Origin of the sequence: Sulfitobacter pacificus, assembly GCF_030159975.1 — a bacterium.
GTDB lineage: Bacteria > Pseudomonadota > Alphaproteobacteria > Rhodobacterales > Rhodobacteraceae > Sulfitobacter > Sulfitobacter pacificus.
In genome coordinates this window covers 2,814,269-2,836,204 of sequence record NZ_BSNL01000001.1, presented here as the reverse complement: position 1 = coordinate 2,836,204, position 21,936 = coordinate 2,814,269, and the positions used below count along the sequence as shown (strand labels likewise).

General features: G+C 57.8%; 19 protein-coding genes. 13 read left to right on the top strand and 6 right to left on the bottom strand.

Features of this window, described 5'->3' with window-relative positions; all coding sequences use genetic code 11:
- The 4 genes from QQL78_RS14285 to QQL78_RS14270 are packed head-to-tail and all read left to right on the top strand — an operon-like array spanning position 1 to position 3,462.
- Entirely contained in the window at positions 1-936 is a 936-nt protein-coding gene (locus tag QQL78_RS14285; protein WP_284374487.1) for a hypothetical protein, read from the top strand.
- On the top strand, positions 929-1,666 hold the full coding sequence (locus tag QQL78_RS14280; RefSeq protein ID WP_284374486.1) for a 5-oxoprolinase subunit B family protein: 738 nt from the start codon (positions 929-931) through the stop codon (positions 1,664-1,666). The genes QQL78_RS14285 and QQL78_RS14280 overlap by 8 nt, the downstream gene beginning before the upstream one ends.
- Positions 1,663-2,691: a 5-oxoprolinase subunit C family protein gene (locus tag QQL78_RS14275; protein WP_284374485.1), complete on the top strand. Its 1,029-nt coding sequence runs from the start codon at positions 1,663-1,665 to the stop codon at positions 2,689-2,691. Before QQL78_RS14280 ends, QQL78_RS14275 begins: the two co-directional genes overlap by 4 nt.
- Positions 2,692-2,694: 3 nt before the next feature.
- Positions 2,695-3,462: a LamB/YcsF family protein gene (locus QQL78_RS14270; protein ID WP_284374483.1), complete on the top strand. Its 768-nt coding sequence runs from the start codon at positions 2,695-2,697 to the stop codon at positions 3,460-3,462.
- Between the two features lie 9 nt (positions 3,463-3,471).
- Here QQL78_RS14270 and QQL78_RS14265 read toward each other — a convergent pair whose 3' ends face one another.
- The gene (locus QQL78_RS14265; RefSeq protein ID WP_348540754.1) at positions 3,472-6,459 is read right to left on the bottom strand and encodes an ABC transporter transmembrane domain-containing protein; all 2,988 of its coding nucleotides are present in this window, start codon (positions 6,457-6,459) and stop codon (positions 3,472-3,474) included.
- Positions 6,460-6,599: 140 nt separating this feature from the next.
- On the opposite strand from QQL78_RS14265, the gene QQL78_RS14260 reads away from it, so the two are divergent.
- Both QQL78_RS14260 and QQL78_RS14255 read left to right on the top strand, forming a co-directional pair.
- Complete coding sequence (locus QQL78_RS14260) at positions 6,600-6,989, top strand: DUF3307 domain-containing protein (RefSeq protein ID WP_284374478.1); 390 nt, start codon at positions 6,600-6,602, stop codon at positions 6,987-6,989.
- Between the two features lie 302 nt (positions 6,990-7,291).
- Positions 7,292-9,400 carry a DUF4214 domain-containing protein gene (locus QQL78_RS14255; RefSeq protein WP_284374476.1) on the top strand — a complete coding sequence of 703 codons (2,109 nt, stop codon included), beginning with the start codon at positions 7,292-7,294 and terminating at the stop codon, positions 9,398-9,400.
- Positions 9,401-9,451: 51 nt separating this feature from the next.
- Here the strand turns inward: QQL78_RS14255 and QQL78_RS14250 are convergent, their stop codons facing one another.
- Together QQL78_RS14250 and QQL78_RS14245 are read right to left on the bottom strand one after the other, a co-directional pair.
- Positions 9,452-9,805 (bottom strand): hypothetical protein, encoded by a 354-nt coding sequence (locus QQL78_RS14250; RefSeq protein WP_284374475.1) that lies wholly within the window; start codon positions 9,803-9,805, stop codon positions 9,452-9,454.
- Positions 9,806-9,822: 17 nt separating this feature from the next.
- Entirely contained in the window at positions 9,823-10,539 is a 717-nt protein-coding gene (locus QQL78_RS14245) for a DUF599 domain-containing protein (protein ID WP_284374473.1), read from the bottom strand.
- Between the two features lie 84 nt (positions 10,540-10,623).
- Between QQL78_RS14245 and QQL78_RS14240 the strand changes: the two genes are divergently transcribed.
- From QQL78_RS14240 to QQL78_RS14215, 6 genes are all read left to right on the top strand, one after another.
- Positions 10,624-12,072: an FAD-linked oxidase C-terminal domain-containing protein gene (locus QQL78_RS14240; protein ID WP_284374472.1), complete on the top strand. Its 1,449-nt coding sequence runs from the start codon at positions 10,624-10,626 to the stop codon at positions 12,070-12,072.
- A gap of 60 nt (positions 12,073-12,132) precedes the next feature.
- On the top strand, positions 12,133-13,251 hold the full coding sequence (gene glcE, locus QQL78_RS14235) for a glycolate oxidase subunit GlcE (RefSeq protein ID WP_284374471.1): 1,119 nt from the start codon (positions 12,133-12,135) through the stop codon (positions 13,249-13,251).
- A 64-nt stretch (positions 13,252-13,315) separates the two neighbouring features.
- Positions 13,316-14,659, top strand: a complete 1,344-nt coding sequence (gene glcF / locus QQL78_RS14230) for a glycolate oxidase subunit GlcF (protein ID WP_284374469.1) — start codon at positions 13,316-13,318, stop codon at positions 14,657-14,659.
- 95 nt (positions 14,660-14,754) lie between these two features.
- Positions 14,755-15,549, top strand: coding sequence for a trypsin-like serine peptidase (locus QQL78_RS14225; protein ID WP_284375600.1), 795 nt, complete (start codon positions 14,755-14,757; stop codon positions 15,547-15,549).
- Positions 15,546-16,364, top strand: a complete 819-nt coding sequence (locus QQL78_RS14220) for a trypsin-like serine peptidase (RefSeq protein WP_284374467.1) — start codon at positions 15,546-15,548, stop codon at positions 16,362-16,364. Before QQL78_RS14225 ends, QQL78_RS14220 begins: the two co-directional genes overlap by 4 nt.
- A gap of 127 nt (positions 16,365-16,491) precedes the next feature.
- Entirely contained in the window at positions 16,492-16,962 is a 471-nt protein-coding gene (locus tag QQL78_RS14215; RefSeq protein ID WP_284374465.1) for an Hsp20 family protein, read from the top strand.
- 122 nt (positions 16,963-17,084) lie between these two features.
- On the opposite strand, the gene QQL78_RS14210 is transcribed toward QQL78_RS14215, so the two are convergent.
- Together QQL78_RS14210 and QQL78_RS14205 are read right to left on the bottom strand one after the other, a co-directional pair.
- Complete coding sequence (locus QQL78_RS14210) at positions 17,085-18,986, bottom strand: vWA domain-containing protein (protein WP_284374463.1); 1,902 nt, start codon at positions 18,984-18,986, stop codon at positions 17,085-17,087.
- Complete coding sequence (locus tag QQL78_RS14205; RefSeq protein ID WP_284374461.1) at positions 18,983-19,516, bottom strand: RNA polymerase sigma factor; 534 nt, start codon at positions 19,514-19,516, stop codon at positions 18,983-18,985. Before QQL78_RS14205 ends, QQL78_RS14210 begins: the two co-directional genes overlap by 4 nt.
- 122 nt (positions 19,517-19,638) lie before the next feature.
- On the opposite strand from QQL78_RS14205, the gene QQL78_RS14200 reads away from it, so the two are divergent.
- Positions 19,639-20,385, top strand: coding sequence for a lysozyme family protein (locus QQL78_RS14200; protein WP_284374459.1), 747 nt, complete (start codon positions 19,639-19,641; stop codon positions 20,383-20,385).
- A 39-nt stretch (positions 20,386-20,424) separates the two neighbouring features.
- Here QQL78_RS14200 and QQL78_RS14195 read toward each other — a convergent pair whose 3' ends face one another.
- Entirely contained in the window at positions 20,425-21,894 is a 1,470-nt protein-coding gene (locus QQL78_RS14195) for an NAD-dependent succinate-semialdehyde dehydrogenase (RefSeq protein ID WP_284374458.1), read from the bottom strand.
- Between the last annotated feature and the right edge of the window lie 42 nt (positions 21,895-21,936).

The window sequence follows — 21,936 nt, the reverse complement described above, 5'->3', positions numbered from 1 at the left end:
ATGCAGCGATTTCTTTGGCTTGCGTCAACCCATGCGCGCGCCTGTCTGATCCTCGGATTGCTGGCTGGGCTGGCCCTGCCTTCCTTTGCGGCGATGCTGGTGGTGTGGTTGCCGCATATGGTGGCGATCCTGCTGACGGTCACCGCCCTGCGCATCGGGCACCGCGCCGCGATGGGGGCGGTTGGCGATCTGTGGTGGGGGCTCAGCGCGGTTGCGTTGTTGCAGACGGGCCTGCCCTTGGCCGTGTTGGGGGTGCTGACGTTGGCCGGTCTACAAGACACACCCGCGACACTGGCGATCGTGCTGGCCTGCGCGGCACCTGCGATCACCGGCAGCGTCAATCTGGCGCTGATGCTACGGCTGGATGCCGGGCGGATGATGCAAATTCTGGTGCTGGGCACAGCGGTATTTCCGCTGACGGTTCTGCCGGTGTTGGCATTTTTGCCGCAAGCGGGATCGCCTGCTGTGATCATCCTCGCTGCGCTCAAGCTATTGGTGGTTATCGTGCTGGCAACGGGGCTTGGGTTTATGCTGCGCCAGCGGTTCTTTCCGCAGCCAAGCGAGGGGCAGGTCAAGGCATTGGACGGGCTGTCGGTGCTGGCTTTTTCTTTTATCGTTGTGGGGCTGATGGCTGCACTCAATCCGGCGCTGCGCAGCGATCCTTTGGCGGTAGCAAAATGGGCAGTACTTGCCTTTGCGATCAGCTATCTTTTGCAGCTGTTCAGCCTGCTTTCCCTGCGGCGCAGCCCGTTGCGGGGTGTCGCGGGGCCGCTGGCAATCGGGGCAGGCAACCGCAATATCGCGATCTTTCTGGTGGCTCTGCCTGCCGAGATTCTGACCCCGTTGATGATTTTTATCGGCTGCTGGCAGTTGCCGATGTATCTCACGCCGATGCTTTTGCCACGGCTTTACAAATGGGCGCTGCGCGATGAGTGATTGGCCAAAAATCCGCACTGTCGGGCTGTCGGGGGTATTGGTCACCTTTGCCGGTGAGATGTCCGAGCCTGCCAACCGCGCTGCCCTTGCCTTTCGCGCCGCTGTTGATGGAGCGGATTGGCCGGAGGTCTCGGAAACCAGTACCTCGTTGGTCTCTACATTTCTGGAGGTCGACCTTGCCAGTACCTCGCCACAGGACGTGACGGAACGCCTTGAGGAGCTGTTGAAAAGCCGCGACTGGTTTGCCGCCGCGCTGCCCGCGGGGCGAACCCTGTGGCAGGTGCCGACGCTCTATGGCACGGAACTGGCCCCCCAGCTTGAAGAGGCAGCAGAGGTTGCGGGTGTTGACCCTGATCAGGCGATTGCGGAAATTTCAGCTTCTCGCGTTCGGGTATTGACCATCGGCTTCGCCCCCGGTCAGCCCTATATGGGAGAACTTTCTGATACGTGGAATATCCCGCGTCAACAGGGACTTACCAAATCCGTGCCCTCTGGTGCGCTGGTCATTGCCATCCGCCAGTTGATTGTTTTCACTAATGCGGCCCCAACGGGATGGCGCCATATCGGGCAGACGGCGTTTCGCACCTTTCGCCCTGATGCAGAGATGCCTTTCACGCTTGCCCCGGGGGATGAATTGACCTTTCCCGCGATCAGCCGCGCCGAATATGAAGCGATCCTTGCCAAGGATACATCCGGCCTTGGCGGAGCCACCCGCGAGGTGCTGACATGACAGCGCATTTGACGATAACCCAAGCCGGTCCAGCGCTGAGCTTGCAGGATCAGGGACGGGCCGGATATCGCGCACAAGGATTGACTGTTGGCGGGGCGGCAGATCGCACCGCCCTGTTTGAGGGTGCGGCATTGCTGGGCCAGCCCGCAACCCACGCGGTGATCGAGATGGCCGGCAGTGGCGGCAGTTTCACCAGTGATACCGATATTCGGATTGCGCTGACCGGTGCCGAGATGGCTGCGAAGATTGATGGCGAACCCTTGGTTTGGGGTGCCAGTCACCGGTTGCCTGCGGGCGCGAAGCTGACCATCGGCGGCGCGCGCAACGGCAGCTATGGCTATCTGCATGTGGGCGGCGGGTTTGCCACGCCACTGGTGATGGGATCACGGGGCAGCCATCTGGCCGGTGGGATCGGGACGGTGTTGCATAGCGGCGACGCACTGCCGGTTGGGCCTGACGCTGCGCAGGATGTGGCGATGACCCTGCCTAAACCCGACCGTTTCGGCGGGGGCAAGATCCGGCTGGTGGAATCGATGCAGACAGCATCCTTTGATGCGGAAACCATTGAACGCTTTACCGCTACTTCCTTTCGCCGCGATGCCCGCGCCAACCGCATGGGGGTGCGTATGGATCATGATGGGGCCGGGTTTGCCACAGGTGCGCAGCTGAGCATCGTGTCAGAGGTGGTTGTGCCCGGTGACATCCAGATATCGGGTGACGGTGCGCCCTATGTGTTGATGTATGAATGTCAGACCACAGGAGGGTATCCGCGTATCGGATCGGTGCTGCCTTGTGATTTGCCCCGTGTGGCACAGGCGCAAACCGGGGTTGCCCTGACGTTTGAATTTGTCGGGATGGAAGAGGCGGTGAACCTGCAAACCCGCTACCTTGCGGCGTTGAAATCCTTGCCGTCACAGGTGACGCCCCTGGTGCGCGACCCAGCCAGCATACGTGATCTGCTGAGCTATCAAATGATCAGCGGCGTGATTTCCGCCGCTGCGGACCCTTTTGAACAGGAGAGTTGAGCCATGCCAACCGTGGATCTGAATGCCGACATGGGCGAAAGCTTTGGGGCCTGGAAGATGGGGGATGACGCCGCCCTGCTGAACATCGTCACCTCGGCCAATATTGCTTGTGGCGGGCATGCGGGGGATGCGGATGTAATGGCCACGACGATGACACTGGCGGATCAGAACGGGGTTGGGATCGGGGCGCATCCGGGGTTTATGGACCTTGCCGGATTTGGCCGGAACCGCATGTCGGTGCCGCGTGCCACCTTGCAAAATCAGGTGCGGTTTCAGGTCGGCGCATCGCTTGGCATGGCGAAATCGGTAGGCGCGAACGTCCGGCATCTGAAGTTGCATGGTGCGATGGCGAATATGGCGTCAGAGGACGAAGGGATGGCGCGCGACCTTTATGAGGCGGCGTTGAGTGTAGACCCTGATCTGATCATAATGGTTCTGGCCGCCACAGCGCAGCAAAAAGCGGTTGAGGCGCTGGGCTGTGCCTGGGCCGGTGAGATTTTTGCCGATCGCGCCTATAACGATGATGCGACACTTGTTGACCGGTCCCTTGATGGTGCGGTGATCCATGACGCGGACCTTGCCGGCGGACGCATGGTCGAGATGGTCAAGGCCGGTGCGATCATCACCCAAAGCGGCAAACATATTCCGACACGGATTGACACGATTTGTTTGCATGGTGACACGGTCGAGGCGGTGCAGATTGCCGGTTCGGTGCGGCGTCAGCTGGAAGCGGCGGGGATCACGCTGGCGCAGTTCAGCGGCCAAGCATAGGGCAAGACCTTAGGAGACATATCCGGCGACAACCTGCAACAGTTTGTAGGCTGTGCGGGCATCGCTGCCGACCACGTCCAGAAACTCCTCTGCGCCAATACGCAGGCAGGTCAATTCGCTGGCCGCCCGCATGTCCAATGCGCGCGGTTCATTGCGGATCAGCCCCAGTTCGCCCACCAGTTTACCCGCGCCGGAGGTGGCAATTAGGATGTCGTCCTTGCCCTCCACAGGCAGCAACAGATCCGCCTCACCTTCGGTGATCAGATAGGCCCCGCTGGAGGGGTCATCGTCTTTGTGGAACACATATTCGCCTGCCTTGGCCTGATACCAGCGCGCACTAAAGGCCAGCAGACGCAGCTGTTTGCGCTCTAGCCCGGCAAAGAGATCGGTTTGTTCAAGCGCGCGCAGTTTGCGTGACAGATCCGCCCCAACCGTGTCGTCCTCATCCACGGGGGCGGCGCTGGCGAGGGTCGATATGCGCCCCTGTTGCAGTACGAACTGAGCATCAAAACCACTGGTGTCGTCAAAGCTGGGTTGCAGGCAGATGATTGTTGATTCTGGTAAAAGACCACGCAAGCGGTCGTGCAGCCCGGCGCGGGTTGGGGCATCGAAACTGGACAGTACATTGTCGAGGATCAGCACCTGTGGCCGTTTGATCGTGGCGCGGCTGATGGCAAGTGTTTCGGTTAACATGGCCGAAAGATTCTTGCCGCCCAGCGTCAGCGGCAGGTCAAAGATCAGATCCAGAACCAGCCCTTCCAGCCCTGCCGCGTATAGTGCATCCACCGCCACCGCACGCAGGGCATCGCCCTGAGGTCCGGCGTTTTCGGCGATTTTACCGAACAGCGCGTTTTCCAGCACGGTCAGCCCGGCAACAGGGCTGTCGAGGGTGATCGGGCTCATCAGGCCAGACAGGCTTTGTTGCAGGTCGGCGGCGTGGGTTTTGCGAATTTCCAGAACGCGGTTGATGATCATGTCCGGGAAGGCAGAGCCCAGTTTTTCCGCAGATATGGCAAAGGTCACAGCCATCAGGGAAGCTTTGTCGGCAGTTTCCAGCGTGGTGCCGTCGCGCTGTTTGGCGCGTAAGTCAACGGCAGCTTCAAAGGTGGCCGGGTCCAGCCCTAACTTGCGAAACAGCGGGTGGTCGGTGCCGTCAACGCCAAAGGTTTGGCGCAGGACATCAACAGTATCTGCGGCCAGTTGCAGCAAATCCTGTTCAAGGCCCAGCTTGGCAAGCAGTGCCATAAACTCTGTCTGGTCCTGCAAAAGAGCCGGGGTGATGACCTGTTTCGGGGTGGCGAAAATCAGGTTTTCCGCAACCGGAAGCGCGGGATTAAACAAATCCTTGTCAAAGACATGCACATGTTTAATCAGCCCCGATTTTTGCAGTTGTTCGGAAACTTCAGGCCGCAGCTTGACCAAGGCGTCAGCCAGTTCCGGGTGCGCCTCTGCGACAAAGCGCTGATCCAACCCGCGCAGGAATAAGGTGCGGTCGATTTCCATGCCTTTGATCAGGGACAACCACCAGGCCCGCAACCCGGTTTCACCATCAATCTGCATGTCATCCAGATCGAACCAATTGGCAGTTGATGCATCGGTGCTGTTGCCTGCACGCGCACTTTCCAGACCTAGAGCGGATAGAGCACCATCCTCTGACGGGCGCAGCCGAAGGGGCAAAACTACGTTGTCCCCAAAGCTGCCCAGAAACATCACAGGTCGAGAGGTGGCATGGCCAATCCGTTTGGCGATTGTTGCCTGATGCAACTCTGACAGAGGTTCGCCGGCTAGGGTTACCTTGCCTGAAGACGGGATGATCTCGCGCATCAGAACCTCGGCCAATGCGCGGCGGTCTTCGTCGCTGGGTGATGTGATGGCGACGGTGCTGCCTTGGGCAAAGGTGGCGCTGACCTCTTCAAGAACGGGGTTGCCGTCGGCGTCCTGTACGCTGATCCCATCAAGGGAAACATCGCCCACAAGTGACGGGATATCGCCGGGGTCGCTGTTGAATAATTCTGTTCGAACCATGCCATTGGGCGCAAACCGCTCCATGATTACCTCCCAGCGCAGGGCCATATCCTGTGATTGATTGTAATAGGCCAACAGTTCTTTCCACGGGCTGGACAGATCCTTGTAGGCCGCAAGGGCCGCGACCAATGCGCCGACGGTGACCTCGCCGGTTATGGTCAGGTACCCCCCGATGGAATAAAAGAAGAACGGCGTAAGCTGGCCGATGAAGTTGTTGAGAAACTTCATGAAGAACTTTTTCTGGAAGATCTCGAACCGGATCGCATAAAGCGCCCCCAGACGTTCGGAAAACAGCGCCAGCCGGTAGCGCCAGCCGCCATTGGTGCGCAGGGTGCTTGCCCCGGCGGCCCCTTCGCCGATCTCTGCTGCCAGGGCGCGGATCTGGATCACGCGTTTCTTGTTCAGCAGGTTGATTTGTTTTTGCAGCTTGGGGATCAGCCACGCCTGCAACGGGATCAGCGCGCAGGCGGCAAGGCCAAAGGCGATGCTTTGCATGAACAGGAACACCAGGATCGTCAGCATCTGGCCCGCTTGCAGCACCGGTTGCGCGACGGCATCGCCCATCAAACCGCCCATTGGTTCGGATTCGGATGTGATCATCGATACCAGTTCACCCTGGCTGGTGCGTTCGAAATAAGGGGCAGGAAAACGCAGGATGCGGGCAATGAGCGTATACCTCAGGCGGCGCAGCAGGCGTTCCGCCAGCACCCCCTTCATGGTGTTGATGCGCATCTTCATGATGCCGTGGCCAAGCACCGACAGCAGGAAAGCGCCGCATAAAAGCATCAGGAATGTGATCTGATCAACAGTGACCCCGAAGAAATTGATGTTGTCTGAGGCAGCACCAATCGCATCGTTGATGATGCGTTTGGGAAGTTCGAGCGTCAGAAACAGGAGTGGGAATAGGGTGAGGGTCACGGCCAGCAGGATCAGCTGGTCACGTTTGGAGTACTTCCAGATAAATGAAAACAATGAACGTTCGATGGAAATTGTCCGGAAAATCGTAGGAGTCAAAGGATATGATAACAGGCTTAGCAATAGCGGGGCTTCGAAATCAAATGAATTGCGCCGCGTTCTGAATTCATTACCATGAGAAAGGAGGAGAAAAAATCTTGGATACGGCGCTGAACTCGGCACTCTTGGTCCTGATACTATTGCAGGGCAAACATATGTTTGCGGATTACTTCCTGCAGACCCCCCGCATGCTTGCCGGGCGCAGCACCTATGTGCATCTGGGTCGGACAGAACATGCGGCATTACATGCCATCCTGTCGTTCCTTGTTCTCAAGATTTGCGGTGCAACCCTATTGTTTTCCGTGATTATTTGTGTGGTTGAATGGGTGGCCCACTATCACATTGACTGGGTCAAAGGGTGCTATTCACAGCGCAAGAAACACGGGCCGACCGATGCGGCATATTGGCGTGCGTTCGGCGTTGATCAGTTGATGCATCAACTGACTTATGTCGCGATGATCTGGGCTTTTGTGCGGTACGGAATCTAGGGTGACCGGTCTTTCGTGAGCTGAGAGCAGGCCTGTCCAGCCTTATTATTGTTGCTGGTTAACGAACAGTTGTTTTTCAGCCTTAGGATTGTGTGCTGATAGTATACTCAATTTTGTTCAAACCGCCTTATTTCATATATTATCAATGATTTGCTTGGAGATTGTACGTCAATTCTGGCATTCTCGAGACGGTGGGTGCCATAATTGCCGGGAATGGGAGTTCCCTAGATTATGAGGTGAGGTGAGGTGATCCGCTGATGTCGGTATTGGTGCTTTCGAGTCTTCAAAAATCAGGCCTTTTTGTGTCTTCGGACATGTTCGGGGCCAATGCGGTTTTTGGTTTGACTGATGATGGTGTCCCGACAGATGAATACGCCGATGCCGCGGCCGCTTTGGGTGTGCAGAACATCCGTTTCGGCGGTGGCCAGGCCGACCTTGATCCGTTTAAACCAAATGCGGCGGGTGAGTTGCCGGTACAGGGTGAAAACGCCATCAATATCGTTGAGATGAAAGGTGGCAGCCTGCGGTCTGAATTGGTTGATTTTCTGGATTGGTGTGTGCAGGCCACGGCCAATGGTACACCGACCAAAACAACCCTGATCATTCCTACCAAACATCTTTCCGCAGAGGATTATGCGGCATTCGCGCAAGAGATCGAGGTTTTTACCACTGCGGTCATGCAACGTTACGGTGATGTCATTGCGGCGTTTCAAATGGGTAACGAATATTGGGAAATGGGTGAAACCTCATATGGCATCAAGGCTTCGCTTGGGGCCGAGGCGCTGGCGCGGGGGATGGCCGCGGCAGGTGTGGCCGAGGTGGATCAGCCGGATATTCTGGTGCAGATGGGAACGGCGGGTAATCTGGGATCAGAATTTCCCGCAGTGCCGGGAATATCGGATTTCATGGCGCGCAATCAGGCGGCCAACAACCAGATCATTGACCAGCTGAGCAATGAGGCGCGCGCTGCAATTGATGGGGTGACGGAGCATTATTATTACAACAAGCTGGATTACGTCTTTGCCGACCTCGACAGTAGCGTAAAGAACATCAACAAGGATTTTGACATCTGGTCCTCCCGTCTGGGTGGGGATCTTGACCTGCATATTACCGAGTGGAATGTGAAAACCACAGCTGAGACGCAGCATGGTATGGTGGCCGGGTCCAGCATGGTCAAGCAATTCGAGAACATGATTGCGATCGGTGTTGATGGGGCGCATGTCTGGGCATTGGATTACCATTCGCGCACGGCGCTGACGCTGGACACTGACGAAGGGGTGTGGCTGGACGCGCAGGGGCGGTTAACCAACTCAGCGCAAGGCGCAGTTTTTGATCTGATGTCGGAGGCCTTGGTGGGGAAGGAACTGGTTTCGGCCAGCTTTACAAACGGCTTGCCAGAAATTTCGGTAACCGCCTATGCGGATGCGCAGGAAATGGTGTTCTACATCACCTCACGTAGCCTGGAGGTCACGGATTTCACGTTGGACCTAGCCGCCAAGTTACCCGTCGCGGGGCCGGTCAGGGCCGTGCAAATCTCGATGGACAGAGAAAGTTCCAATGGTTTGCAATGGAACGCCGGTGAAAAGGCCGACAGCGTCTTGGTGGATGGTCTGCCCTATTATTATAACGAACATGATGTTGATGTGACGCTGACAGATCTGGTGTTTGCCGACGCCAGCCTGATCGCGCTTGAGCTGAACCCCTTTGATGTTGTGGAGCTGACGGTCGCGCTTGATACAACGCCTTTGCCTTCAACTGAACCGATACCGCGCAAAGCGCCGGCAACGTCTGACAAGCATTATTTTCTGGGCGATGAAACAGATGACCTAATTCTATTGACTGATAATATCGTCTTTATCGACAGCGTTGCGGGGACGGATACGCTGGTTGTAGATGCCGAAAGAAGCGAGGCAACGGTTGCAGCTGACGGGTTTGGGCGCACGGTGCTGAGCGCAGAGGGGTTTGCTCCAGAGGTGATCCTGAACCATGTCGAACGCATCCAGTTTAACGATGGTATGCTCGCGCTGGATGTTGAGGGGAACAGCGGTCAGGCCTATCGCCTGTATCAAGCCAGCTTTGACCGAACGCCTGACGCTGCGGGGTTGGAATTCTGGATGGGGCAACTTGACAGTGGGGCGTTGTCCCTGACCGAAGTGGCTGAGTTATTTCTGACATCGGCGGAATTCACGCAGGCCTATGGCCGGAATGACAGTCTTGGTGATGCACAATTCATAGATTTGCTTTATGAGAACGTGCTGGACCGCACCCCTGACAGTGCCGGGTATGATTTCTGGCTTGCACAGGCCGCGCAGGATGTCGGGCGCGAAGAGATGCTTGTGTCTTTTTCAGAGAGTGATGAGAACAAGCAGCTGGTTGCCCCGGCCATAAATGACGGCATCTGGTTCAGCTAGGGCAATTGATCTGGTGTGCCGCGTCGGCTGTCGGTCAGGGTCGCGGCGCGGCTAGCGCAACGTGACCCTTTTGATTTCACTGCTCCATCCCGAAAGATTGTCCCGGGCTTGAATGCCGACTTCCCTGATGTCCGCAGGAATTTCCACACCTGAAAGAGAGCGGGTGAAAGGTTGTTCATTCACATGGGGATGCGCAAGATTGCGCAGGCCCAGTTCGTTTCCCTCCAAGTCGACCACGCGCCATGCATCTGCATAGTGATCCCAGCCCGTGTCCGCATGTTTCAGGGTGACGTCAAAAGTCCAATAGCCGCCTGATGGTCTGGCTGTGACCGATTCAATCTTTGGCGGGTCGGCAAGAACCGCTGTTGAGGTAACAAGCAGAGCGAGAATAAAACGTATAAACATGGCACCACCGGGCTAATTCAAGGGGTATGTAAACCGCTGTACTCTTTTTCCAAGAGGATGCCACGCGACTGTGAAGCGAATTCCCGCCGCCAGATCACAATAAGTGTCATTATTGCACCAGTCAGTAACAGGATCGGTCCGCCCAGCCAGCAAACAGAGGCCAGAGCGAAGTAGACCGCACGAAGGCCGCGGTTGAAACTGCGCGCCGCTGTCACGTTCAGCTCGCCCGCTTTTCTGGCCATATCGGGGGCGCGGGGATCTGTTGGGTCGTTGGGAACGGCCCCCATGATCACAGAGCAATAGCCAAACAACCGGTTTGACCAGACGAATTTCAAAAAAGCATTGGTGAGGAAAAAGACAACCAGCAGCAGTTTGATTTCCCAGACGATGGGGGGATGGGACACGAGTGTCAGGTCCTGGGCCACCACCGCAAGGTTGTTGGCATTGCCAATCACCGCCAGCACACCACCAATCGCAATCATCGAGGTGGAGGCGAAGAAGGACGTGCCCTGTCGCAGGGTCGCGATGGTCTGGGCGTCGAAAATGCGCGGGTCGCGGTCCAGCATCTGGCGCATCCATTCACGGCGATAATTGGCCATGATCATAGAGACAGAGGGGCGTTTGGCGCTTGGATGCTCAATGCGCCAGCCCACAAGGAGCCAGACGCCGAACAGAACTGACAAGGCGGCAAAATCCGAAGGGGTAAACAGGGCAAGGCGTTCAGTCCAGGTCATGATATGCTCTTACTGCGGCAAGTTGTATCTTGCCAGTCTTGATAATTGGTAATATTACTTTACCAAAATGTGAGGGATGTCGTCATGGAAATGCCAAAGCCGGATACAGAGGTGATTGCGCGCAAGGCAAGAGTTGTGGCGCGGTTGCTTTCTGTGCTTCCCGATGACGCGGTGATCCATGATGAACGAGAAACGCGGGCCTATGAATGTGACGCGCTGACCGCCTATCGCTGTCCGCCAATGGTCGCGGTGTTGCCGTCAAATACGCAGGAGGTTTCTGACGTGCTGCGCATTTGTCACAGCGAAGGGGTGCCTGTGGTGCCACGTGGGTCGGGCACATCGCTGGCCGGTGGGGCCTTGCCGACAGCGGATTGCGTGATCCTCGGGGTGGCGCGGATGAATGATGTGATTGAGACCGATTATGACAATCGGCTCATCCGGGTACAGACAGGGCGGACCAATCTTTCGGTGACGGGGGCTGTTGAAGCGGATGGGTTTTTCTATGCGCCGGACCCGTCTTCGCAGCTGGCCTGCGCCATCGCGGGCAATATCGCGATGAATTCCGGTGGGGCGCATTGCCTGAAATACGGCGTGACGACGAACAATTTGCTGGGCGTGACCATGGTGATGATGGACGGCGAGGTGGTGGAAATCGGCGGCGGGTATATGGACGCGGGTGGTCTGGACCTGCTGGGGCTGATCTGTGGTTCCGAAGGGCAATTGGGTGTGGTGACGGAGGCGACGTTGCGCATCCTGCCCACGCCCGAGGGTGCGCGGCCTGTGTTGATGGGGTTCGATGACAACGAGGTTGCGGGGGCCTGCGTGAGCGACATCATCAAGGCAGGTGTGTTGCCAGTGGCGATTGAGTTTATGGACCGGCCCTGCATCGAGGCGACGGAAGCTTTTGCCAAGGCCGGATATCCGATGTGCGAGGCCTTGTTAATCGTCGAGGTTGAAGGATCGGACGCGGAGATCGACCACCAGTTGGCTCTGATCATGGAAATCGCACGGCGGCACAATCCGGTAGAACTGCGCGAAAGCCGCTCTGCCGAGGAGAGTGCCAAGATCTGGCTGGGGCGCAAGTCGGCCTTTGGCGCGATGGGGCAGATCAATGATTACATGTGTCTGGACGGGACGATCCCGGTGTCGGCCTTGCCGATGGTGCTGCGCCGGATTGGCGAGATGTCGCAGGAATTCGGGTTGAAGGTTGGCAATGTGTTTCATGCCGGTGACGGGAATATGCATCCGCTGATCCTGTTTGACGCCAACAAGCCGGGTGATCTGGAACTGTGCGAAACCTTCGGGGCTGAGATTTTGAAGTTATGTGTTGAGGTGGGCGGCTGCCTGACAGGTGAGCATGGTGTGGGGATTGAAAAACGCGATCTGATGCATGTGCAATATGCAGCCGAGGATCTGGAGGCGCAGATGGCCGTGAAAGATGTGTTTGATCCGGCGTGGTTGTTGAACCCCGCCAAGGTGTTCCCCTTGGATGCATCCGCAGGGCGGCGTGCGGTAAAGTTGGCGGCGCAGTGAGTGGCCTTGTCTGGAGACTGTGGGGATGAGAATGCGGACAGTATATGGGGCCAAAAAGAGATGATGGTCAGAAGTGAACAAGAACTGGCAGCGCTTGTTGCAGATGCGGCTGACCCCCTGTCGATCCGAGGGGGCAACACCCGCGGGATGGCCGGGCAGGGGGCGGCGCTGTCGGTGGCGGGCTTGTCAGGGATCATCTTATATGAACCCGGGGCGCTGACCATGGTGGCACAGGCGGGCACACCCCTGGACGAGATTGAGGCGGCTCTGGCGCAGGAGAACCAGCGGCTGGCTTTTGAACCGATGGATCATCGCGGGTTGGTGGGCAGTCAGGGCGGCCCGACGATTGGGGGAGTGTTCGCCGCAAATGTTAGCGGGCCACGACGGATTGCAGTTGGCGCGGCGCGGGATTTCCTTTTGGGGGTGCGGTTTGTGGATGGGCGTGGCGTTGTCGTGAAGAACGGCGGCCGGGTGATGAAGAATGTAACAGGCTACGATCTGGTGAAGCTGATGGCGGGGTCGTTCGGGACCTTGGGGGTGATGAGCGAAGTTTCGTTCAAGGTTCTGCCACGGGTGGAGACACAGGCCGCGCTGGTGCTGCATGGGTTGGACGATGGTCAGGCGGTTGCGGCGATGAGCCGTGCGATGGGCAGCCCATTTGAGGTGACAGGAGCGGCGCATGATCCGGCCAAGGGGCAAACTGTACTGCGGGTTGAAGGATTTGAGGCCAGTGTGGCCTATCGCATTGGTCGGCTGCAAACCGAGTTGAACGGTATGGCAGGCGAGATGACGGTCCTGACGGCATCCGAGGCCGAGGCATTCTGGGAAAAGCAGCGTGATGTGGCGGTGTTCCACGGGGAGGAAGGCGATATTTGGCGGGTGTCGTGCAAACCGTCGGATGCCCCGGCGCTGTTGGCCAAGGCGGGGGCAGAGGCGCATCTGCTGGATTGGGCCGGTGGGCTGATCTGGTTGCGGATGGCGCAGGGGAGCGAGCTTAGGGCGCGGCTGGACCAGTTTGACGGCCATGCGACGATTGTGCGGGCCAGCGCGCAGACCAAAGCGCGTCTGGGCGTCTTTCACCCGGAGGCGGCGGGTGTGGCGAAGCTGACCGCAGGGCTGCGGGCGCAGTTTGATCCCAAAGGTGTGTTTAATGCAGGGTTGATGGGGGCGGTCGCCTAGGACCGGCCTGTGCCAATTGATGACAAGCGGCGCGGCTGCGCCTGATATATTTACCGGAGCGATCATGCAGACGACATTTACCGAAAAACAGCTGAGCGATCCGGCGATCCAGCGCAGTAACGAGATCCTGCGTGCCTGTGTGCATTGTGGGTTTTGCACCGCAACCTGTCCAACCTATCAGCTTCTGGGGGATGAATTGGACAGCCCGCGCGGGCGGATTTATCTGATCAAGGATATGCTGGAAAATGACCGCGACCCGGATGCAAAGACGGTCAAACATATTGACCGCTGCCTGTCCTGTCTGGCTTGTATGACCACCTGCCCCTCTGGCGTGCATTATATGCATCTGGTGGATCATGCGCGTGAATATATTGATCAACGCTATAAACGGCCCTTTACGGATCGGGCCTTGCGCTGGTTGTTGGCGCGGATTTTGCCACATCCGATGCGGTTTCGCGTGGCCTTGCTGGGGGCCAAGATCGGGCGGCCTTTTGCGCGGTTGATGCCGGATGCGCGGCTGCGGGCGATGTTGGAAATGGCACCCAAGGTGATCCCGCCGGTCAGCCGAAACGATGATCCACAGACTTTTGTGGCAGAGGGGCCAAAGCGTAAACGGGTTGCCTTGATGACAGGCTGTGCGCAGAAGGCGCTAAACACCGATATCAATGATGCAACGATCCGTCTGCTGACCCGGATGGGGGCAGAGGTTGTAGTGGCAGAGGGGGCCGGATGCTGTGGGGCCCTGACCCATCACATGGGCAAGACGGATGAAAGCCACGCCAGTGCCGCTAGGAACATTCGCGCCTGGTGTGCGGAAATGGATGGTGAGGGGTTGGATGCGATTGTGATCAATACCTCGGGATGCGGGACCACGGTCAAGGACTACGGGCATATGTTTCGCAATGATCCATTGGCGGCAGATGCGGCAAGGGTATCGGCGATTGCCCGCGATGTGTCCGAGGTTCTGATGGATTTGGGCAAGGACGAGCCAGCAGGTAAGGGGCGCGCGGTCATCCCTGAGGATATGGTTGTGGCCTATCACGCGGCCTGTTCCTTGCAGCATGGCCAGCAGATCAAGACCTATCCGAAAGATTTGTTGAAAAAGGCCGGGTTCACAGTGGTGGAACCTGCGGATGCGCATCTGTGTTGCGGATCGGCAGGGACATATAATCTGATGCAACCAGAGATTTCGGGGCAGTTGAAATCCCGCAAAATACGGACTTTGGAGGCGAAGAATCCGGATGTTATCGCAGCAGGGAATATCGGCTGTATGATGCAGATCGGCTCTGCCGCATCGGTGCCGGTTGTGCATACGGTTGAACTGCTGGACTGGGCGACGGGTGGACCGAAACCGGCGGGCTTAACCCACGAAAATCGGCATGATCCAGCCATTCCCCGATTACGGTAACGGATTTGCCCTAATTTTGCCGCAAGTCGTCTGTAGCTGCTTGAATAAAGCAAATATGGAGAATTTCTTTGCGGCGTTGGGTTGCTCTTACTCTGATGATGACCGTCATCGCGACGGCGGCCTTTGCACAGGATGCAAGGCTAAAACGCCTGAGTTCGGGCGTTGATGCCACCGCATGGGAAGCGGTTGGACGGTTGGATATCGCGGGCACGGGATTTTGTACCGGTGCCTTGATTGCGCCGCGTTTAGTGCTGACGGCGGCGCATTGCCTGTTTGATCGCGATACGAAACTGCGGATTGATCACGGCACTGTGCAGTTTCTTGCTGGCTTTCGTAACGGACGGGCCGGGGCCTACCGTGATGTGCGCCGCGCGGTGGTGCATCCTGATTTTGTCTATGACGGTGATGTCTCTTCGGGTCGTGTGCGCAATGATCTGGCCCTGCTTGAACTGCAGCGTCCCATTCGCAATACGACAATCAAACCTTTCGGCACTGCCGCGCGTCCCCGTCCGGGGGATTCTGTTGGTGTGGTCAGCTATGCCAGAGACCGGTCCGAAGCGCCCTCCCTGCAAGAAGTATGCAAGGTTCTGGCCCAGCAGGACGGGGTGCTGGTGACCAGCTGTTCGGTAGATTTCGGATCCAGCGGTGCGCCGATTTTCACCTTCCATGACGGCGAGGCACATATTGTTTCGGTGGTATCTGCGAAGGCAGAAGTCGACGGCGAACGGGTTTCATTGGGCACGGCATTGGGTGCACCATTGGCGGTTTTACAAGCCGAACTGGTGGCCGGAAAAGGCGTGTTTCAAGACGATGCACCACGGCGTAAACGGGTATTGGTGGGCCAGAGTAACGCCGACGCTGGCACCGGCGCAAAGTTTGTAAAACCATGAGGGTTTTTGCACAGATCACGGCGGTTGCCCTTTGTGCGTTGATGTTTGGAGGCGCGGCTGAGGCGGATTCCACCAAGCTGCGCAAGCTGGGCACAAAGAATGACGCGCTGGCGTGGCAATCGGTGGGCCGGTTGGACCTTGGGCGCAATGGCTATTGCACTGGTACGTTGATTGCGCCGGATATGGTGTTGACCGCAGCACATTGCGTTTATCAGAATGGGCAATTGGTTGCTGCCCAAGATATTACGTTTCGCGCAGGGCTGACCAATGGTGATGCTGCCGCCAAACGGACGGTGTCGCAGATCGAGGCCCATGTTGGTTACGACCCTACGGCGGGGTTTGATGGCAATAACATCCGCCATGATCTGGCGCTTGTGCGTTTGGCAGAGCCTATCCCAAGCCATCAACTTGCCCCGTTTCGGGTTTTCTCCGGGGCCATGCCAAAGGGGTCGGTCAGCGTTGTATCCTATGGCCGTGGACGTTCTGACGCCCTGTCGCGGCAGAACCAGTGTCAGGTGCTGGGGATGCAGGAACGGTTGGTGGTGATGGATTGCGATGTGACCTTTGGATCCAGCGGTGCGCCGGTCTTTACCCATCTGAACGGGCGAGGGCAGATTGCCTCCGTGATTTCGGGGATTGGCGCCAGAGGTGACAAAAAAGTGGCTTTCGGCATGGCGCTGCCGCAGCTGATTTCAGATCTGAAACGCCAGATGCGTGCCAATAAGGCCCGTCCGGGTGCTAAGATCCGGCGGGTGACCGTCGGGACGCGAAAGACATCTTCGGGTGCAAAATTTGTCCGGGCGAACGGGTCTTGAAACCGTAATCCATCCTTCCCACATGAGTGACATCAAGATGCCTGATGAGGGTCTTGGTGACTGAAACAGGGCCTGTCCAATGGTGGAAGGCCCGTAGTTCAATCGCTCTAGAATGAGGATGAATATGATGAGAACCTATGACTTTGCACCGCTTTACCGTTCAAGCGTCGGTTTTGACCAGATTGCAAACATGATGGACCGCGCCCTGCGCGCCGACAGCACAACGCAAAGCTACCCCCCTTATAACATCGAGAAACTTGAAGATGATGCGTACCGCATTTCGATCGCGGTTGCGGGTTTCTCGGACAATGACCTGTCGGTCGAGGTGCGCGACAAGGCGTTGATCGTTTCTGCCCGCAAGGCGGATGAGGATGAAGGCAAGACCTACCTGCACCGTGGCATCGCCACGCGCGCCTTCGAACGTCGTTTCCATCTTGCGGACCACGTTCAGGTGACCGGCGCAGAGCATGTTGATGGCATGTTGCATATTGAGCTGGAGTTGCAGGTGCCCGAAGCCCTGAAACCCCGCCAGATCCAGATCGCTTCTGATGTGAAGCGGGTGGAGAAAGATGTCGTCGACGCGAAATCCGTCAACTGAGGCCGCTCGGGCATGACCCGACAGCCCTTGACGGTGACAGAGATCTGAACCTCCTCCCCCGAGACAGACTCTGTAAGGTCCGGTGCCACGCGCACCGGACCTTTTTTGTTTTTGGGGGTCGGTTATTGTGCCGACAGGCTTTCCGCCAGACGCATCAGCTGCACCGCCTCGGCGCGGTAGCCAAAGGGGTCGTCCCCTTTGGTTTCGCTCGCCAGCTTGATTGCATCGGCGTAGGTCCAACTGCCGGTGTAGGTCCCGTCGCGCAGCAGTTGGCCAAAGCCTGCGATGGCGGTGGCAAAACCTGCCTCTCCGGTGACGGACGCCTGTACCGGCGTTTCGACCAAAGCACTGGTATCACTTCCCGGCGCTTTGTAACGCAGGCGCAGAAAGGCGAGTTCGTCGCTAGCATTCTCGGTAACTACCGGCGTGTCATAGCGCAGTGGATCATTGCGTTCGGCGGCAGATCCCTTTGGCGTGACCTCGTAAATCGCGGTGACCTGATGGCCGGCACCAATGTCGCCTGCGTCTACCTTGTCGTTGTTGAAGTCCTCGCGTTTCAACGCGCGGGTTTCATAGCCAATCAGACGGTATTCTGACACGGTGGCCGGGTTGAATTCGACCTGAATTTTCACGTCATCCGCAATCGGGAACAAGGCACCGCCCAATTGGTCCACCAGCACCTTCTGTGCCTCTGACAATGTGTCGATATAAGCGGCCTGTCCGTTGCCGTTCTGCGCCAGCGCCTGCATCGTTGCATCATCAAGGTTGCCCCGGCCAAAGCCCAGAACACTTAGATAGGTGCCGCTGTCGCGCTTGTCCGCGATGTAGTCCTTCAGCGCCTCGGGGTCGTTCAGACCAACGTTGAAATCACCGTCCGTGGCGAGGATGATCCGGTTCACGTCTCCCTCCTCGGACATGGCGGCGGCGGTGGCATAGGCCTGTTGCAGCCCGGCTTGCCCGGCCGTTGATCCACCTGCACCAAGATTGTCCAGCGCGTTCAGGATCTTGCTGCGTTCAGAGGCCGCCGTGGGAGCCAGAACCTCACCCGCCGAACCCGCATAGGTGACGATGGCAATCTGATCCTCGGGGCGTAATTGGCCCAGCATGAGGCGGAAACTCTGCTTGAGCAGTGGCAGCTTGTTGGGTTGCTCCATAGAGCCGGAGGTGTCGATCAGGAACACAAGATTCAGCGGCGGACGGTCCGCCAGATCAGGCAGCGCGCCCTGAATGCCGATCTGCAGCAACTGTGTGTCTGCATTCCACGGTGTCGGGGTCAGCGTGACAGTGGGCTGGAAAGCGTCATTGCCGGTTGGCGCGGCATAGTCATAAGGGAAGTAATTGATCATCTCCTCAACCCGCACCGCGTCTTTGGGCGGCAGTTGGCCGTTGGTGAGTGAGTTGCGGATGACGGAATAGGACGCGGTGTCAACGTCGATGGAAAAGGTTGAAACCGGGTTCTGCGTTGTAACCTGAACCGGGTTGGCATCTGAGTTGGCAAAATTTTCTGTGCTGCTTTCGGGGCGTACCACCGGCAGATCCATTATCATACGGCTGTTGGCAGGAGAGGCCATCATGGCCGGTGCCGGCGCACCCCCCATGCTTTCAGTGGCCATGTCCGCCGCTATCATCGGTGCGGATTCAACAAGGGGTGAAGATGTGGGGGCCGTTGCTTTCTCCATCACAACCGCCGGTTCTTCCTGCGGCGCGGAGGGAACAAAGGCTGCATCCGGTTTAGTCGGCAGCAGGGATTCGCCCAGCGGTGACAGCATCACAAGGCCAACAGCAACGATAGCCGTAGATGCGGTAAGGCCGGCGCGGGAGGTAAGGGTGGACAACATGTTTTTTACTCCTGAGATAAGGCCCGTTTCCGGGCGATCAGAAGTAAGACGTGCGCCATCCCGTGATCCTTGGAGGTCGGCAAAGTTTTTTTGCGCCAAGGCGATATTTTCCGATTTCCGCGTGGTATCGGGGCGCGGGGTGGCCGCGTTCATCAGGGATTTCAGATCATCGAGGTCGTCGCTCATGGCGTGTCCTCCTTACGCAGGGTTGCGAGGTGTTTCTTGGCCTGGCTGATGCGCCAGCTGACAGTGCCCTCGGAGATGCCCAGAATATCGCCGGCCTGTGCGTGGGTCATATCGTCAAGGATCAGCGCCAGTGTATCACGCAGGTCATCAGGCAGGGCGCGCATGGCTTGTGTCAGCCAGTCCAGCGCCTCTTCAGCCTCTGCATCTGCGGCGCGGCGGCTGACCTCCCAATCACCCCAACCGCTTGCGGCCTTGGCGTGGGTTGCCGCGCGGCGGCGGCGGTCATGGGCGGCGTTCACACATAGACGATAGGCCCAGGTGGTAAAGGATGCTTCGCCCTTGAAGCCGCGCAGCTTGGCGGGCAGGGCGGCGCAGATGTCTTGTGTCAGATCTTCCGCCTCGGCCTGTGATCCGGTCAAGCGGAAGCATAGGCGGAACAGCCGGTCATATTGCCGCTCCATCAGAGTGGCAAAGGCACCAGCATCGCCACCAGCTGCCGCAAGGGCGAGAGAGGTATCGTTGGTTTGCATCAACATCACCTACGTATGACGCAGGCCCTGCGTCAATCCTTGGCCGCAGGGGAAAATTTATTTCTGAACTGCTTGGAAACTTTTTTGAGCCATAGAGAGCCGGTGGCGATTTTGAGGTATCTATGCAATTTGCTTGGCGCATCCTGACGTTTGTTTTTGCGGTGATGATGGGCGCAACCGCCCATGCAGAGGCGGTTTCTATCCTTGGCGGCAGTGCGCTGAATGCAGAGCGGGGCAGCTTGTTTGTCGCCGCGCGTTCCCCGCAGTCACGGCAAACCGCCGCGCTGTTTATTGGCCGTGACCACAGGGGTTTATTTTCGGCCCGGCCTGCACATACATCCGCTGTTGCACCCGTGACCCGGGCGGTTTTGCGTGGCTCTGACATTCAGGTGATCCGCGCCCTGATCCAAGAGGCAGAGTCGCGGCGTGATGGCTATGATGCGGTGCAGCACGGCGCGCGGATCAAACCCGCTAAACCACCAACCCAGATGACAGTGGCAGAGATCTTTGCGTGGATCAAAGCCACCCCCGGACAGCCGCATGCCATTGGCCGGTATCAGTTTATTCCCGCCACCCTGCGGCGGGTGGCGCAAAAGGCAGGGATCAAAGTATCACAACGGTTCAGCCCGGCATTGCAGGACCGGTTGGCGGATGTCCTGCTGGCCGAAGCGGGGCTGCACAGGTTCCGTGCGGGGGTTTTGACGCGTAAGGGATTTATGAACAATCTGGCAAAGATCTGGGCGGGGTTGCCGAATTCATCGGGCAAGTCCCATTACCACGGCTATGCGGGAAACAAGGCGTCCATGTCCTGGGCGCGGTTTGACAGGGTGATGGCGCGGATTGATCGGCAGCGGGTCAGCCGCAGGTAAAGTAGGGTAAGGCGGGGAAACCCCCGCCCTATGGCTGGTTTAAACGGACATACAGATGTATTTCATTTCAAGGTAATCTTCGATGCCATGGTGGCTGCCTTCGCGGCCAAGGCCGGATTGCTTAACGCCACCAAACGGGGCCACCTCTGTCGAAATGATACCGGTGTTCACGCCAACGATGCCGTATTCCAGTGCCTCGGCAACCTTGTACACGCGGGACAGATCCTTGGCGTAGAAATACGAGGCCAGACCAAAGATCGTGTCGTTCGCCATGGCGATGACTTCGTCCTCGTCGGTGAACTTGAACAGGGGCGCGAAGGGACCAAAGGTCTCGTCCTGAGCAACCTGCATGTCCTGCGTCACACCTGTCACAATGGTGGGCGGCAGAAAGTTTCCGTCCATCGCGCCATTGCCGCCAAGGATGACAGTGGCCCCTTTGGACACAGCATCATCAATGTGCTCCTTGACCTTCTCGCCCGCGGCGGGGTTGATGAGCGGGCCAAGGTCAACACCTTCTTCAAACCCGTCACCGATTTTCATCTTTTCGACGCGGGCTTTCAGACGTGCAGCGAAGTCGTCATAAACGCCCGCCTGCACATAGATCCGGTTGGCGCAGACGCAGGTCTGGCCGTTGTTGCGGAACTTGCACAGAATTGCGCCTTCGACGGCGGCATCCAGATCGGCATCATCAAATACGATGAATGGTGCGTTTCCGCCCAGCTCCATTGAACATTTCATCACCTGATCTGCGGCTTGTTTCAGCAGGATGCGGCCCACTTCGGTAGAGCCTGTGAAGGTCAATTTGCGCACGGCGGGGTTTTCGCAGAATTCCTTGCCCACGGCGGAGGAAGAGGAGGAGGGCAGCACGTTGAACACACCTGCGGGAATACCCGCGCGTTCGGCCAATACACCCATGACGATTGCACTTAATGGTGTTTCTGCGGCAGGGCGGGCGACAAAAGAACAACCTGCGGCCAGCGCAGGGGCTGCCTTGCGGGTGATCATCGCATTGGGAAAGTTCCATGGCGTAATGGATGCCGCAACGCCGATGGGTTGCTTAAGCACTGTGATGCGCTTGTCACGCTGGTGGCCGGGAACAGTTTCACCATAGATGCGTTTGGCTTCTTCACCAAAGAATTCGATGAATGACGCGCCATAGCCGATTTCACCCTTGGCTTCTGCCAGTGGTTTGCCCTGTTCAGCGGTCAGGATGGCACCCAGATCATCCTGGTTTTCCATCATCAGGTCGAACCATTTGCGCATCACGCCTGCACGTTCCTTGCCAGTCCACTTGGCCCATTCTTTCTGGGCAGCCTCGGCCTGTGCAATGGCACCAGCCACCTGTGCGCGGCTTAAATTGGCCACCTTGGCAACAACATCGCCGCGGGCCGGGTTTGTGACGTCAAAAGTACCATCGTCGCCGTCCACCCATTTGCCGCCGATATAGGCGCGGGTTTCCAGCAGGCTGGGATCTTTCAACATGGACTTGAGGTCGGTTTCATTGGTCATGGGGATTCTCCACTAGGGTTGTGGGATACCTTTCAATTTTGC